A 15,195-nucleotide genomic window follows, 5' to 3' on the forward strand; every position below is an offset into this window, starting at 1 on the left:
CTAAGGTCAGACGCTGCCCTGGAAGTCCAGGATGCGGGCCTTGAAGTCTTCGGTGACGGGCGTGGTCTTGTTGTTCTCGTAGTCGAACATCACGTGCTTGGAGTAGCCCCGGGCGACCACGGTGTCCTGGCCGTCCTGGCGATGCATGACATGCTCGATCTCGAAGCTCTTGTTGCCGAAGCTGCTGACCCGGCTGCGCACGACCAGGCTGTCGCCGAACATGGCGGGCTGCACGTACTCGCAGGCCGTCTTGACCATGATGTGCGGCAGCTTCTCGTGCTTGGGGACGGACAGCACCTTGAACATGAATTCGAGGTAGGCGTGCTGGAGGTAGTCGTAATAGACAGGGCTGCTGACATGACCCATTGAATCAGTGTCCCGATACTTGACTTGGATGGGCGTTTCAAAGTTCCTGCTCATGGATTCTCCTGTTGAGGTCTTGCGGGCGCCGGCAATGCCGGAGCGCTTCGTGGCCGGGGCCCCCGGGTTGGGGGCTCGTCGGACCTGCGGCAGTGTTCCGGGCTTGCGCGGGGATGACTACTGTCACCATTCACAGTCCGGCATCCAGGGTCGAAGGACCTGCTCGCGTCAACAGGCGCCGAGCAGCCGGCGAGGCTCATTCCTCGCCGGTCAGTCGAGCCGGATCCAGCAGCTGCGCCAGCGTGGCTGCATCGAGGTCTGTGCAATCGGCAGCCACCTCGAGGATGGGGCGCTTCTCGCGCCAGGCCTTCTTCGCGATCTCGGCGGCCCGCTCGTAGCCGATCAGCGGATTGAGCGCCGTCACCAGCACCGGATTGCGCGCCAGGGCCGCACGCAGCACGGGTTCGTTCACGCGGAAGCTGGCGATCGCCTTGTCCGCCAGCAGAGGCAGTACAGCGGCCAGCAAGGCGATGCTCTCCAGCAGGTTGCGCGCCACCAGCGGCTGCATCACGTTGAGCTCGAAGTTGCCGGACTGGCCGGCCAGCGTGATGACCGCGTCATTGCCCACCACCTGCGCGGCCACCATGAGGGCGACCTCGGGGATCACGGGATTGACCTTGCCCGGCATGATGGACGAGCCCGGCTGCAGGGCCTCCAGCTCGATCTCGGCCAGCCCCGCGAGCGGCCCCGAGTTCATCCATCGCAGATCATTGGCGATCTTTGACAGGACCACTGCCACCCGCTTGAGGGCTCCAGACATGGCCACCGCGGCATCCTGGCCGCCCATCAGAGCGAAGCGATTGGCCCCCGGCGCGAAGGTGATGCCGCTGCTCTCGCTCAGCCGCTGGCAGCATCGCTCGGCAAAAGCCGGATGCGCATTGACGCCTGTGCCCACTGCCGTGCCTCCCAGCGCCAGCTGCTGCAGCAGCGGCAAAGTCGTGCGGACCTGCTCACGGGCGGCCTGCACCTGGGCGGACCAGCCTCCCAGCACCTGGCTCAGTCGCACGGGCAGGGCATCCATCAGGTGTGTGCGGCCGGTCTTGACATGGGCATGAACGGTGACCGCCTTCTGCTGCAAGGCCTGCACCAGGTGGTCCAGCGCGGGCAGCAGGCGGCCGGAGATCTCCAGCGCCGCCGCCACATGCACGGCACTGGGCACCACATCGTTGCTGCTCTGGCCGGCATTCACGTGGTCGTTGGGATGCACCTGCGCGCCCTGGATCCGGCTGGCCAAGGTGGCCAGCACCTCGTTGGCATTCATGTGGCTGCTGGTGCCGGAGCCAGTCTGGAAGACATCGACGGGGAAGTTCGGCATCAGCGCCGCGTCTTCGAGCCGCAACAGGTCCTCGCAGGCCTGCGCGATGGCCTGGGCTTGGGCCACTGCGATCAGCTGCAGCTCGCCGTTGGCCGTCGCGGCAGCCGCCTTGATCAGCAGCAGGGCCCGGATAAAGGCCGGCGGCATGGCCTGCCCGCTGATGGGGAAGTTCAGCACGGCACGCTGGGTCTGGGCACCGTACAAGGCCGTGGCGGGCACCTCCACGGCCCCCATGGAATCGTGTTCGATGCGCAGATCGGGCGAAGAAGCGGGGTGATTGCTCATGGCGAAGGCTCCTGGCAAGGCTGGATCCTGGCCACTATGGACTTGTTGGGGCGAGCCCGCATCAACAGGGGTCTTACTGGCACACCGAACGAAAATTCGCCAGGCAAGCGGCAGCAAGGCAGCAAGGCAGCAAGGCACGACACCGTGTCCTGCGGCGGCAGGGATGTCGTTGGCGGGACCATGTTGCGCCAGATGAGGCAGCTGCGCATTCAGTCCAAGTTCCAGGGCGCGCGCGCCTCGGAGCTGCCCGGGATGGTCTCGCGCCAGTCGCTGGGCGAGCAGGTCAGAGGGCCGGCTCATCTTCGCCGGCGCAGGCGACGCGGGCCCGGTCGCGGGCATCACCGCAGCATGTACTTTGCCCTGGATCAGCGCTTTGCGGGACTCCGCTTGCGGCTTCCGCGCCGCAGCATCAACATGGCCTGCATCGCTTGATGCGCATGGAGGCGCGGGTATGGGCAGCATTTCCACGGCACTGGTTCTTGAATCCCGGATCGGCGAGCGGATCGAGCTTCCGCGTTGCGGCACCGCCCTTGAGCTGCCCTGGGTCTACGACGGGGTCGCCGAGGACATCTGTGCCATGGCGAAGTCCGGCAAGGTGGAGGTGATCGCTCGCGAGGTACAGCAAGTCCAGGGCGAGCCACTGATCACGCACCTGGCCTTCCGGCGCCTGCTCTGACGGCTTCGCACGGACGCCCGCTGCCGCCGGCTGTTGCGGGAGGGGAGGGGGCCGCGGCCGTCATGCCGGTTTCACGCCTGGATGGTCTGATGGGGCACTGATGATCCACTCTGCATCCCCGCCGTGCCTTCCCTAGCCGAACCCCTGCCGCAAGCCCTGGCCACGGACACCAGACAGCATGAGCGTGTGACCTTCTTCCTCCTGCCCGTGAAGCGAGAGCACATCCCGGTGTGGATCTTTGTGCCACCGGGATTCGCCCATGGCGTAGCCGCGCTCGTCATGAACCTGAGCGAGGGGGGCGTCCAGGTGTTTGCGCCCGGCGGCATGGAGTGGAGCGCTGGCCCGCTGATGCTGCACCTGCTGGACGGGGACGTTGGCACCGCCGCCACCCGCCACTTCAGCATCCGGGTTCGCCGCCTCTGGAAGAAGACCGTCTCCCACAGCGGGGACCTGCATGGCCTCGCCTTTGACGATGATGAGGAGCACGCCGTGCGCGCCTACCTGGCCCGGCACCGCCCTGACCCGCTGGCCGGCCGGTGGGTGCGCTGCGTCATCGAGGCTGTCGCCTGAGGCACAGCGCCGGACCGGAGGGCTCGGCAGCCATTGAAAGCACACCCAGGGCCAGCCTGGGCGCTCTCGGCAGCGTGGCTCAGAGCTTGGCCGAGAAGCTGAGGAAGACCTGGCGCGGGGCGCCGGTCAGCAGCGTCTGGGCTGTGCCCTTGGGGTCGTCGTTGCTGAAGCCGTTGCTGCCCACCGTCGAGATGTACTTCTTGTTCGTCAGGTTGCTCACGCCGATGGTGAAGGAGCCCTCGGAAACGAAGCCCAGGGACTTGCTGCGATAGCCGGCACTCAGGTTCAGCAGCGTGCGACCATCGACGCTGCCGTCGTTGAGGTAGGTGTAGTAGCGCCTGGACATGTAGTCGAGGCCGAGGCTGCCGAACATGGCGCCGCTGTCATAGCCGAGGATGGACTTGAACAGGGTGTCCGGCGCGTCCACCACATGCTTGCCCCGGGTGGCGACAACGATGTCCTTGTTGCCGGCATCCTTGCTCACCACGTCATCCCGGTAGGTGGACTGGCTCAGACTCAGGCTGTTGTACCAGCTGAAGCCCGGTGCCAGGCGGAAGGAGAGGGCGGCCTCCAGGCCATAGGTACGGACGCCGCCCACATTGGACAGCACGGTGGGATTGCCCTGGATGCCGGCCCCTTGCGTGACACCCAGCAGGCGGTCCTTGAAGTTGACCAGATAGGCTGTGACATTGCCTTCGTAGAGGCGGCCCTGGGTGCGCCAGCCCGCCTCGAAGTTGTCCGAGGTCTCGGGCTTGAGCGTACCCTTGATGGCGGCGAATCCGGCGTCCGTCGTGGCGTAGGGCGTCGTGCCGGTGGCAGCGCCCTGGTAGACGCGCATATTGCGGGAGACGCCGACAAACAGCTCGTCTTCCTTGCTCAGCCGCAGGTTCAGGCCGGCCTGAGGCAGGAAACCCTTGCTGGCCGTGATGGTGCCGCTGGGCCTGCCCGTGCCAACCTCCAGTTGGCCGTCGATGCGGGCGCGCAAGGACTTGAAGCCTGCGCCCAGGGTCAGCTCACGGCTCAATGCGACGGTGTCTGCCAGGGAGAACTGGTCGGTCGTGGTGCTGAAGGCGTACTGCCACTGCGTGAGGAAGGGCTTGCTGGGAAAGTCATAGGGGCTGGGCACATTCGTGGGCGACACCGCGTAGAAGCGGCGTGCCTGCTCGAAGTCGTTGCGCTCATGCCAGAACGATGCCTTGATCTGATGGGCGCCGACGTCGAAATCGAGCACAGAGACCACGCCCTGGCGGCGGATCGCGTAGTCGGTCGTGCGCAGCGACAGCGGCGTGCCGTCCGGCGACGCGCTGTAGGGCGTGTACCAGAGGCCGCTGCCGTCGTTGTGGTGCCAGTAGCCCGTGGTCTTCAGGCGGGCCTGCTCGGACAGGCGCGCATCCAGCGTGACGCCACCCAGGGTGTCGTCACGCAGGCCGGCGCCGGCATAGTAGGCATCGTCACAGGTGGCGTCATAGTTGCTGCCGGCATTGCCGCAGTGGGTCGTCGAGGCATTCAGCGCGGCCTGGATGTCCGGGTAGAAGTTGTCCCAGTCGTATCCCAGGCGCCTGACCATCTCCAGTGACACGTCCTGGTAGTCGATCTCTCGGCGCTTGGAGGTGTTCACGAAGGCCGTCACCTGGTGCTCACCGATCTGCCGGGCGTACTTCAGGTTCCACTGCTCCTGGCGCTGCTCGCCCTCACCTTTCCACTTGTCGGCGTTCTGGCGTGTGTAGCTGAGGTAGAACTCGCCGAGCGGGCTACTGCCGGTGTCCAGGCGCAGGAAGGTACGGCGGTTGCTGCTGCTGCCCAGTGTTTGGACAGCCTGGAAGCCGAACCTCTCCAGCGGCATGCTGGAGTAGAACTGCAGCGTGCCACCCAGATTGCTGGAGGAGGCCGTTTCCAGGGCGCCGGTGCCTTGCGAGAGATAGGCCCGGGCGACGTTCTCGCTGGAGACGGCGCGGCTGATGTGCAGGCCGTTGAGGTTGCCGTAACTCATATCTCCAAGCGGCACGTCGTCGAGCGTGAAGCCCAACTGGTTCTGGGAAAAGGCACGCAAGGTGAATCGGGTGGACCACTCGTAGTTGCCCAGCGGGTCGGCGGACTGGAAGTTCACGCCCGGCAGGCGGGACACCGTTGCCAGGGGGCTCAGCCCGGCCACCGCGCTCTCGAAGTCGGCCTTGGTGAGTCCCTGGACGGAGCGCAGCTGGCCGCGGCCGATATTGATGGTCACCCGGTCGAGCGCCTGCGTCTCGGTGGTGGATGCGGACTGTGCATCGGCACTGTAGGCCGCAAGCGCGGCCAGCAAGGCGGCAGCCAGGTGGGAGGGGGCAGGCAGATGTCGCATGGTGTGTATTGCTGTGTGGATTGGGCAGGCCGGCGGAGCCGGGAGCGCCTGCGCAATGTCACAAGAGTCCGCGACAAATCAACGACAGGACCAAGACAGTAGGGAGGGCTCCCAGGATTCGAGCCTCAGGGCCACAACCTCACCGAAGTTTCCCGGATTGCTCAGCCGGAGGCCAGCGCCCTGGCGCCTGCCTATTCGCCTGTCTCTTTTTTAGCAAGGCGGGTCCAAGGTGCAGCAGGCGGGCATCAGCGAGAACCCGCAGGCCCGCAGGCTGATCAGCCCTGCAGCGCTACGCCCGGTGTGAGCCCCGTCCAGCGCTTGAACGAGCGGCGGAAGCTGCTGCGGTCGTGGAAGCCCAGCTCGCGGGCGACGACCTCGCTGCTTCGCCTATTCAACAACAGGAGGTAGAGGGCCACATGGCTGCGGGCCTGGTCCAGCTGGGCCTGGTAGTGGCTGCCGTGCTGGGCCAGGCGCCGCTTCAGCGTCGCGGGGCTGAGGCCGAAGGCCTGGGCCGCCTGCTCTAGAGAGGGGGCCTCCCGATAGCGCGGCAGCAACCAGTCATAGAGTGCGGCCAGCAGCCCGCGAGCGGCGGCGCCCGGATCCGCGTCCTGCTCCAGCGCGCCTTGAGCCAGATTCGGCTTCACCGCGCGTGGCCAGGTCTGGGACAGCAGTGTCGCAGGCAGGCGCATGGCATCGATCTGGCAGCCAAAGCTGAGCTCGGCCCCAAGGAAGACGACATGCTGCGACAGGTCGCGCGGCCGTGTGCGGTTGAAGCAGAAGCGCCAGGGCAGGGGGGCGCCACCTTGCCACTGGCACAGCGACTTCAAGGCGCTCATGTGCATGTCGATCACAAAGGCGCGCTGCGCCGCAGGCAAGCCGCAGGATTCCGTCCACAACAGCAGCGTCTCGTCGCCATGGTGCAGCAGTCGAGGCGTCAGCAGGGGCGTGAGGCGGCCGGCATAGCGGCACAGCAGGGACAGGGCCTCGCCCAGTGTGGCCGCCTGCAGCAGGGCGTGGCTGGCCAGGCCGCCATGGCCGGGCAGGCTCAGCTGGCCCAGCACGAAGGGCGTGTCGGCCGCCGGCAGGGCTCTTTGCAGCGCAGCCAGCAAGGCAAGCAGCTGCTGCGGGCTGACGAGGGCGCTGCGGGCGAGCCCGGCATGGGCCAGCAGGCGGGCAGGGTCCAGGTCCCGGCTGCGGGCAAGTTCCAGCACGCCGGCCACCTGCTGCTCCCAGGCCAGGCAGCGGCTGCCCAGCTCGAAGACAGGGGCACCCGGTGGCGCGCACAGCTCCGTGCTGAGCAGAGGCGTCACGCCAGCCTCCGGGCCAGGGCAAGCAGTTGCTCGTCGCCCGTTTGCTGCGGCTGAACCAGGGCCCAGGCGCCGCGCGCCGCCAGCTGCAGGCGCAGGCCCGATCGCGTGTGGTGACCCAGATGGTTCAGGGCGGCCTGAAGCTGCAGCACCTGCAGCTGGGCAACGCTTGCCTCGGCAGCTGGCAGCAGCACGCAGAAAACGTCGGCCGCATAACGGCACAACAGGGCATCCGGCGGCAGGTTCAGCAGGAGCAGATGGCTGGCGGCCTGCAGCATTCGGTCGGCCTCCGCCAGGCCGTGTTCGCGCGCGACCGTCTCGAAGTCCCGCATGCCCAGCATCAGCAGCGCCGCACGGCGCTGCATGCGCAGTTCCAGGCCGATCTGCGCAGCCATATAGCCCGCGTCGCCCAGCTGCGTCACCCCATCCATGCTGCGATGCTCGCGAAAGAGGCGCTCGCGCCGCAGCAGCTGCTCCGTCATCACGCGATGCTCCTGCCGCCAGTGGTGCAGGCCCAGCGTCACGAGCAGCATGCCCAGCGGCACCAGTGTGGACTCCAGCCAGTTGTCCCAGAGCACGGCCTTGGGCAACAGCATGAATTCGTCCAGCGCATCCACCCATTCGCCCAGAAGCATGGCCGCGAGCCCAAGGCACAGCAGGTCGGTGACACGGCCCGCGGGGCGGCTGGCTCGCAGCTGCATCAGCCACACGCCCGCCATCACCACCATGCCGCCTTCGCCCACGATGTCCATCCAGTTCCAGCGCTCCAGGGGCTTGGCAAGGGACTGATCCTGGAAGACGAAGAGGATCAATGCCATCGCCAGCAGGACGAGACGGCCAAAGCCCGTCAGGCCTAGGACGGGCGCCAGGGTCGGCACTGGCATCGAGGCGATCCGCCGGCGCGTGGAGCTGAGGTTCATGGGGGGGCGATGCTAGGTGGGCTTTGTGACAGTTGCTGCCTTGGGCCTACGCAGGGGGACGGATCGGCTCACGCGGGCAGGCTGCCCTGCGCCGATGGGTCGATGTCACGCGACTGCCATCTGGCTTCGGGACAGTGCGCCCCCATTGCCCGCCGGGCGCCAACCCATTCGAACATCCCATGACGCAGTCCCATCACTTTCCTTGCCGCCGCCTCAGCCTCTTGAGCCTGGGCCTGCTCGCTGCCTTCGGAGCGCAGGCCCAGCCCGACGCGCAAGCACCGGCAGCCGTGGCTACGCTGGACTTGGTCACCGTCACCGGCCAGGCCGCCGGCCTGCGCAAGGCCCTGGCCGCGCAAGAGAAGGCCCACCATGTGCTCAGCGTGATCAGCGCCGATGACATCGGTGCCTTGCCAGACAAGAATGCCGCCGAGGCCCTGGCTCGCATGCCCGGCGTTTCGCTGCAGCGCGATCAGGGGGAGGGCCGCTATGTGGTGATCCGCGGCCTGGGACCGGACCTGAACTCGGTCTCCGTCAATGGCTCGCTGGTGCCGGCGCCCGAGTCGGGCCGGCGGGGAGTGGCGCTGGACACGCTGCCAGCCGGCATGGTGCGCTCGCTCGAGGTGAGCAAGACGCTCACGCCGGACCAGGACGCCGATTCCATGGGCGGCAGCATCGCCGTCAAGACGCTGTCGGCCTTCGATCTGCCGCAGGCCATCCTGAATTTCGGGGTCGGTGTCACCCGCGACCAGCTGACCTCGCAGAGCGACACCAACGCGCACCTGCTGTGGGCACGCCGCTTCGGCGAGTCGCAGCGCCTGGGGGTTGCCGTGGGATTGAGCACCGAGAAACGCCGCTTCGGTTCCGACGACGTGGAGACCGGCGGAGCCTGGACCGAAGGCCGCCTGAGCGGCTTCGAGCTGCGCGACTACCTGCCTGCGCGCCAGCGCAAGGCCTTCTCCGCCAACCTGGACTACCGCCCGGGCGACGGCGAGAGCTATTACCTGCGCGCCTTCTTCAGTCGTTTCAGCGACGACGAGGTCCGGGACCGTCTCACCCTCGGCAGCGTAGCGAACAGTACGGCCACGCCGGGCGGCCTGTTCGCCGAGGGGCAGGTCGTGAGCGCCCGCGCGGAGCGTCGATTGCGCCAGCGTCAGTACACGCAAGGCATCGACTCGCTCAACCTGGGCACCGAGCAGCGGTTGGCCGGCTGGACGCTGCAAGGCTCCATCGGCCTGGGCCGGGCCAGCGAGGACACGCCCGAGTCGATCAACGATGCGCGCTTCCGCCAGAACAACGTGGCTGGCATCTCCTTCACGGACAGCCAGCGCCCCTTGTTGGCCGGCCCGGCGACGCTCTACAGCACGTCGGCCTACGCCTTGAACGGCATCACGCTGCAGGCCCGCTGGAGCGACGACAAGGAACACCACGCCAGAATCGATCTGGAGCGGCCGCTGACATGGGCGGGGCGCGCGGCATCGATCAAGTTCGGCTTCAAGAAGAGCCAACGCGACAAGCGCAACGACACGGAGCAGTGGGCCTACACCAGCGGCAGCGCGAGCAGCCCGAACTACTGGGGTGCTGGCGCCGCGACGCTGGCGGCCTTTGCCGCAGACCGGGAGCTTGACTTTCCCTTTGGACGCATTGGCGCGGCCATCGATCCCCAGCGGGTCCGTGCCCGGGTTGCCGGGCTGGCCCGCGATCCAGCCCGGCTGGTGCGTGAGTCGGCGCTGAACGACTACCGCATCGGTGAAGACATCAGCGCCGGCTACGCGCAGATCAGCCACGAGGTCGATGACCGCCTCCAGCTGCTGGCCGGCTTGCGTCGCGAGGAGACCCGCTTCGAGGCGCACGGCCAGCAGGTCAACCCCAGCAATGCCCTCAGCGAGCGCAACAGCGAGCGCCGCTCTGGCCATTGGCTGCCTGGCCTGCATGTCCGCTACGAGCTGGATGCAAGCACTTCGGTGCGCGGCGCCTGGTGGAATTCCGTGGTCCGTGCCAATTTCGGCCAGCTTGCGCCGGGCATCAGCCTGGCCAGCACAACGGAGGCCAGCATCGGCAACCCGGACCTCAACCCGCTGCGATCGCGCAACCTGGACCTGGGCATCGAGCGGATCCTGGGCAGGGAGGGGGTGCTGTCAGCCTATCTTTTTGACAAGGCGATCCGCGACTTCGCCTACACCACCAACCTGGCAGGCAGCGGCGCCTGGGCCTCGTACACGACAGCCACCAGCTTCGCCAACGGTGACTCCGCCCATGTGCGCGGCATCGAGCTGGCCTACAGCCAGCCGCTGCGCATGCTGCCGGGCGCGCTGTCCGGCCTGATCGTCGGGGTCAATGCCACCTTCACCGACTCGAAGGCCGAGGTGGCCCGGTTCGACAAGAAGACGGGCGCGCCGAGGTCGCGCCGCATCCGGTTGCCGGGGCAGGCCAATGCCGTGTTCAACTTGATGCTGGCCTACGAGGCAGGCCCCCTGAGCGCCCGCCTGGCCTTGAACCAGAAGTCCAACTACCTGCTTGAACTGGGCGCCGACATCCTGAACGCGGCCCAGGACCGCTACGTCGATCGGCAGCGGCAGATGGATCTGTCCGCCTCCTGGCAGTTCGACCGGCGCTGGTCGGTCGTGGTCGAGGCGCTCAACCTGAACCGCGAGCGCTACTACGTCTACCAGGGCAGCCAGCCCTTCAATGTGCAGAACGAGAACTACGGGCGGACCTTCAAGCTGTCGGTCAAGGCCTCGCTGTTCTGAGGCCAGTGAGGACGTCCATGACAACAAGCAACGAGCGCATGAAGACGATCATCAGCGCCTGGGCCGTAGGCCTGCTGGCGCTGACCGCCCCCTGGGCCCAGGCTGGCGAAACGACGCTGACCCTGGACAAAGGCGGGCTGCACCTGCTGGATGCCCAGGGCCGTGAGCTGGACCGCCATGTGGTGCGCGCCAAACGCTGGGACCAGCGAGGGGAGGGCGAGGACCGCGTGGCCGTGCTGCTGGACGCCGACCGCAGCCGCCCCTTGCTGGCCCGCGTCCGGGGCGGCAGGCTGCAGGTCCACGCGCTGCCGGTGCCGGACTTCGAGGTCGAGGCCCTGTGCCTGCACCGCGATCCCCAGGGCCTGCTGCATCTGTTTCTTCTGGGCAATGACGGCCTGAGCGAGCAATGGCTGCTGGGCGAGCATGCGACGCGCCCATTGCGCCGGCTGGCCACGGCACCCCATCCGCAAGGCTGTTCCGTGGATGACTCGCGCGGACTGTTGCAGTTCGGTGAGCCAGGCGTCGGCCAGTGGTTCGTCGCCACCGAGGCTGAAGGCCGGCCTCGCCGCTGGCTGAACGAGCCGGCGCCTGCGGCCCGCAGGGACTGGCCGGTGCTGCAGCCCTCGGCGCAGACTGAGCCGGTGGGGCAGCAGGGCGATGCGGCCGACGACCCGGCGATCTGGGTGGCCCCGCATGACGGCCGCCGCAGCCTGGTACTGGGCACGAACAAGAAGCAGGGCCTGCTGGTCTATGGGCTGGACGGGCGCCAGCACCAGTTGCTGCCCGTAGGACGCATCAACAACGTCGATCTGAGACAGGGCATCCGCACCGGCGGCAGGCGCTGGGACCTGGCCGTTGCCACGCAGCGCGACGAGCAGACGCTCGTGCTCTTCGGCATCGACGGCCAGGGCCATGTCGCCGAACTCGCCCGCCTTCCGACGGACCTGCGCGACATCTATGGCCTCTGCGTGGGCCGCACACCGGACGGTCAGCTGGACGCCTTTCCGAACGACAAGGATGGCCGCGTCCAGCAGTACCGGATCGAGCAGCACGAGGGCCGGTGGCAAGCCCGCCTGCTTCGCCAGTTCAAGCTCGACAGCCAGCCCGAGGGCTGCGTGGTAGACGAGCGGGAAGGGCGTCTGTTCGTGGGCGAAGAGAAGCGCGGCATCTGGGCCCTGGACGCCCGCGCCGAGGCGGCGGCCCGCCCGCAACTGGTCATGCACGTCGGGGGGGAGCTCGTGGCCGATGTCGAAGGCCTGGCCATCTACCAGGGCCGCCGCGGTGCGCCCAGCTATCTGGTCGTTTCTTCACAGGGCAGCGACAGCTACCTGGTGCTGGATGCCCGCCCCCCGTTCGGACTGCGTGGCGGCTTCCGCATCGGCATCAACGAGCAGCGGGGCATCGATGGCGCCTCCGAGACTGACGGGCTGGAAGTGACGTCGGCCAACCTCGGCGGCCCATACACACAGGGACTGCTCGTGGTGCAAGACGGCCACAAACGCCTGCCGGACGGCCGGCAGAACTTCAAGCTGCTGCCGTGGATCGAGGTCGCGCGGGCGCTGAAGTTGCCCTAGGGCAGCCGCTGGTCTGTGTGCAGCACGAACTGCCCCGTGTGCGCCGTGCTGTCTGCTATGCGCCTTGATAGGCTGATGCCTTCGTAGAGTTTCTTATCGTAGAACCGCGTGTAGCCGGACGCCGTTCCTCCTCCCGACCCGTGTTCAGGAACTTCAGCAAGAGAGGCGGCTGCTTGCTCGCGCGGATGATCTGGATGGACAGACGTCAGCATTCCAGGCTCCGGGTTCGCGACGTCATGGCGCTCAATTCATGACCACCGACCGGCAATCTTCCATGGGCGGGGTGGTCCTCAGGGGCAGTTGGAGGTGGTGGTGATGTCGGGCCTGAGGCCAGGCGGCGGCTTCCTGGCGTCCGGCGACAGAGGCAGATCGGCGCCCGCCGGAAGGCGGCCACAAACAACTGCAACGTCCGCTAAACGCCCATGGCCTCTTTTTTCGTGAGGTTTATTGTTTCCGGTCATGACAACACTTGCATATTCTCATTGATCACCTCCACCCTGTAAGGTGTTTCTATACATCTACCCACTTTATTGATTTAGGCTGCCAGTGCGACGCAGCGCTCGTAATCCGAATTGCTCACGAGTGGTTTTACATTGGTGTCACATGGATTCGGTGCGAGCCAAAACCCTGCCGATCGGTTGATGGCGGCCCCGTTCAAAGCCGCTGATCGAGCTGGGGCGCGAAGGTGCTCAGCCCTTGTCTTCATGGGAGTGAATGGTTTGCTATTCGCCCGATAGAAGCATGGCAGGTCGCAAGGAAACACCCGTAAAAGCGGTATTCTTGTGCCATAGTGCGTGCTGCTCCTGCGGCTTGGCTGACGTCGGCTCGCAGTCGCGGTGCGTGCCCCGGTTCGATGGGATGGCGCCAAGACTTCGGATGAGGCCTCGCACGGCTTCGTTGCATGGCTGAACCCTGCGCGCCAATAGGGCGTGCGGGGTTTTGAAAATGGTTTTCATAAAAATTACAAAATGGCGCTCGGAATTTCAGAGTCCGCAGCCCTTGTGATGTTCAATTGATGCGAGGGATCGCTCGGCGTATTCGATACTCATATAAAGGAGTGCGATTGGCAGGAGGGGTAGTGAATCCATTTGATTTGGGTCTGGGTGGTGAATAAATATAGATCGGTAGTCGTTGATTTCGTATTTCACGCGACGCCATCTGGTTTCTTTTTCAGCCACCAGTCGATGTGAATGACCTGCTGCCAGGAGATGGCAGTCACCTATTCTCATCGCGGCGCCATTCGGCGCAGTTCAAACACTTATTCAATGCTGACTTGACGTATTTCTGCGTCGAGCGGGTGAGCTCGTCCTATTTCCAGTGGCTCACCGGGTCGTCCAAGCGGCGGCTTCATCAACAGAGCGGGATGCATCGTCATGGCCAATGATCAGGGACTGCTTTTTGTTCACCCCGCAGGCGCACAGCCGGCTTCGACTGCTCCTGCAGTCACCCTGCCCCTGACCGGGGCTCAGCGGGATATCTGGGTCGAGCAGAACATCTATCCAGGCCTGCCGCTTTACAACATTGGCGGGCGGTTGCTGATCAGCGGTCCGCTGGATCCTGTTCGGCTGGAGCGATCGTTGCAGCGCCTGCTTCAACGGCACGATTCGCTCCGCACCCTATTGATTCCTCCTGCCAAGCCAGGCGATGTGGCATGCCAGATGCTGGCGCCAGCGCTTACGGTGCCATTGATCATCCATGACCTGCGCAGCGATGCCGATGGGGAAGCGAGGGCCCAGCGCCTCATCAGCGAGCAGTTTGCACAGACGTTCGCGCTGTACGGTCAAGCGCTTTGCCGCTTCTCGCTGATCCAGGTCAGTGATCGCCGCAGCTACTTTGTCGATACCTATCACCACCTCATTACCGACGGCTGGGGGGTGTCCTTGCTGCATCGATCGTTGGCGGAGCTCTACAACGCCGATGATCAGGCGGGTGATGCCGCTCCGTCTTATGCCGACTACGTTCGTGACGACCAGGAATTTCAAACCTCACCATTGCATGGCCGGCAGCTGCGCTACTGGCAGGAAAAGTATGCGGTGCCAGTCGAGCCCATTCTTGAGTCGAAACCCGGTCTGAATGGCGAGCCGCGGCCCAGCAGATGTCATGAAGATGTCATTTGTAGGGAGCTGTACCAACGAATTAGCTACGCAGCGTCATCAAAAGGCGTTTCCACATTCCAGTGGCTTCTGGCGTCGATCTGCGTGCTTCTCGGTTCTGTCACACAGCGCCAGCGCTTCGCAATCGGCTTGCCCATCGTCAATCGCGGGCATGCCAAATGGAAGGCCTGCAGCGGCTTGTTCGTTGGTGTCAATCCACTCTTGGTGGAATTGGATGCCGGCCAGTCCTTTGACGGTTTGGTGACCCAACTGGCACGAAGCCTGAAGCAGGACTATCGCAATCAGCGGATTGCCATCGGGGAGCTGCAACAAAACTCGACAGCGAAGAATGGCGAGCGGCGCATTTTCGACGTCAGCCTCTCCTACGAGCAGCATAGCCATGACGTGTATTTCGGCGAAAGCCCGGCCGGCTTCAAGGCACAGCTGAATGGCTGGCAGCAGACACCGCTGACCCTCTTCATCCGCGACTTTCACGAGCAGGCCGATGTGGAGCTGGACTGGGTCTACAACACCGCCTGGTTCGACGAGCGCACGATCGATACGCTGGCCCAACGGTGGCGCCACCTCCTGCCGCAACTGCTGGACCGTGCTGAGCTGCCATTGAAGGATATCTCGACACTCCTGCCGTCTGAACGAGTCTTGATCAGCGAGTGGCATGCGCAAGCGGTTCAGCCGCTGCGTGGCCCAGAGGACGTGCTGGCCCGGGTGCAGGCCCGAGCGCAGGAGACGCCTTCGGCGATCGCGCTGGAGCAAGGGGACCAGCAGCTGAGCTACGCGCAACTGCTGGCGCAGACGCAGGGCGTGGGCGGCTGGCTGGCGCAGCAGGGCGTGGGCGAAGAGGACCGCGTGGCGGTGTGCGTGCCGCGCTCCATCGCCTGGGTGCAGGCACTGCTGGGGAGCTGGCTGGCGGGAGCGGGCTATGTGCCGCT

At 65.8% G+C, this 15,195-nt stretch carries 10 protein-coding genes; 5 read left to right on the forward strand and 5 right to left on the reverse strand.

Going from position 1 to position 15,195, the window contains the following annotated elements; all coding sequences use genetic code 11:
- Positions 1 to 6: 6 nt before the first annotated feature.
- Positions 7 to 420 (reverse strand): thioesterase family protein, encoded by a 414-nt coding sequence (locus tag H5407_RS21640; protein ID WP_183106579.1) that lies wholly within the window; start codon positions 418 to 420, stop codon positions 7 to 9.
- Between the two features lie 196 nt (positions 421 to 616).
- Positions 617 to 2,020 (reverse strand): lyase family protein, encoded by a 1,404-nt coding sequence (locus H5407_RS21645; RefSeq protein ID WP_183106580.1) that lies wholly within the window; start codon positions 2,018 to 2,020, stop codon positions 617 to 619.
- A gap of 451 nt (positions 2,021 to 2,471) precedes the next feature.
- Between H5407_RS21645 and H5407_RS21650 the strand changes: the two genes are divergently transcribed.
- Together H5407_RS21650 and H5407_RS21655 are read left to right on the forward strand one after the other, a co-directional pair.
- Entirely contained in the window at positions 2,472 to 2,696 is a 225-nt protein-coding gene (locus H5407_RS21650; RefSeq protein WP_183106581.1) for a hypothetical protein, read from the forward strand.
- 123 nt (positions 2,697 to 2,819) lie between these two features.
- Positions 2,820 to 3,266, forward strand: coding sequence for a hypothetical protein (locus H5407_RS21655; protein WP_183106582.1), 447 nt, complete (start codon positions 2,820 to 2,822; stop codon positions 3,264 to 3,266).
- Between the two features lie 79 nt (positions 3,267 to 3,345).
- Here the strand turns inward: H5407_RS21655 and H5407_RS21660 are convergent, their stop codons facing one another.
- The 3 genes from H5407_RS21660 to H5407_RS21670 form a co-directional block, all read right to left on the reverse strand.
- The gene (locus tag H5407_RS21660) at positions 3,346 to 5,604 is read right to left on the reverse strand and encodes a TonB-dependent receptor (RefSeq protein WP_183106583.1); all 2,259 of its coding nucleotides are present in this window, start codon (positions 5,602 to 5,604) and stop codon (positions 3,346 to 3,348) included.
- Between the two features lie 275 nt (positions 5,605 to 5,879).
- On the reverse strand, positions 5,880 to 6,914 hold the full coding sequence (locus H5407_RS21665) for an AraC family transcriptional regulator ligand-binding domain-containing protein (RefSeq protein ID WP_310737688.1): 1,035 nt from the start codon (positions 6,912 to 6,914) through the stop codon (positions 5,880 to 5,882).
- Positions 6,911 to 7,831 (reverse strand): GGDEF domain-containing protein, encoded by a 921-nt coding sequence (locus tag H5407_RS21670; protein ID WP_183106584.1) that lies wholly within the window; start codon positions 7,829 to 7,831, stop codon positions 6,911 to 6,913. Before H5407_RS21670 ends, H5407_RS21665 begins: the two co-directional genes overlap by 4 nt.
- 179 nt (positions 7,832 to 8,010) lie before the next feature.
- Here H5407_RS21670 and H5407_RS21675 point away from each other — a divergent pair, with 179 nt between their 5' ends.
- The 3 genes from H5407_RS21675 to H5407_RS21685 all read left to right on the forward strand — a co-directional run.
- Complete coding sequence (locus tag H5407_RS21675; RefSeq protein ID WP_183106585.1) at positions 8,011 to 10,578, forward strand: TonB-dependent receptor; 2,568 nt, start codon at positions 8,011 to 8,013, stop codon at positions 10,576 to 10,578.
- A 17-nt stretch (positions 10,579 to 10,595) separates the two neighbouring features.
- Entirely contained in the window at positions 10,596 to 12,152 is a 1,557-nt protein-coding gene (locus tag H5407_RS21680) for a phytase (RefSeq protein ID WP_255501385.1), read from the forward strand.
- Positions 12,153 to 13,525: 1,373 nt separating this feature from the next.
- A partial coding sequence (locus H5407_RS21685) for a condensation domain-containing protein (RefSeq protein WP_183106586.1) occupies positions 13,526 to 15,195 on the forward strand: 1,670 nt, incomplete at its 3' end.

The sequence above is a fragment of the Mitsuaria sp. WAJ17 genome (assembly GCF_014174515.1).
In the GTDB taxonomy this organism is placed as follows: Bacteria; Pseudomonadota; Gammaproteobacteria; order Burkholderiales; family Burkholderiaceae_C; genus Roseateles_B.

Excerpts from the sequence above, each read along its gene's own strand:
- H5407_RS21640 (WP_183106579.1), bottom strand. The coding sequence starts at position 420 with ATGAGCAGGAACTTTGAAACGCCCATCCAAGTCAAGTATCGGGACACT.
- H5407_RS21645 (WP_183106580.1), bottom strand. The coding sequence starts at position 2,020 with ATGAGCAATCACCCCGCTTCTTCGCCCGATCTGCGCATCGAACACGAT.
- H5407_RS21675 (WP_183106585.1), top strand. The coding sequence starts at position 8,011 with ATGACGCAGTCCCATCACTTTCCTTGCCGCCGCCTCAGCCTCTTGAGC.
- H5407_RS21680 (WP_255501385.1), top strand. The coding sequence starts at position 10,596 with ATGACAACAAGCAACGAGCGCATGAAGACGATCATCAGCGCCTGGGCC.
- H5407_RS21670 (WP_183106584.1), bottom strand. The coding sequence starts at position 7,831 with ATGAACCTCAGCTCCACGCGCCGGCGGATCGCCTCGATGCCAGTGCCG.
- H5407_RS21650 (WP_183106581.1), top strand. The coding sequence starts at position 2,472 with ATGGGCAGCATTTCCACGGCACTGGTTCTTGAATCCCGGATCGGCGAG.
- H5407_RS21660 (WP_183106583.1), bottom strand. The coding sequence starts at position 5,604 with ATGCGACATCTGCCTGCCCCCTCCCACCTGGCTGCCGCCTTGCTGGCC.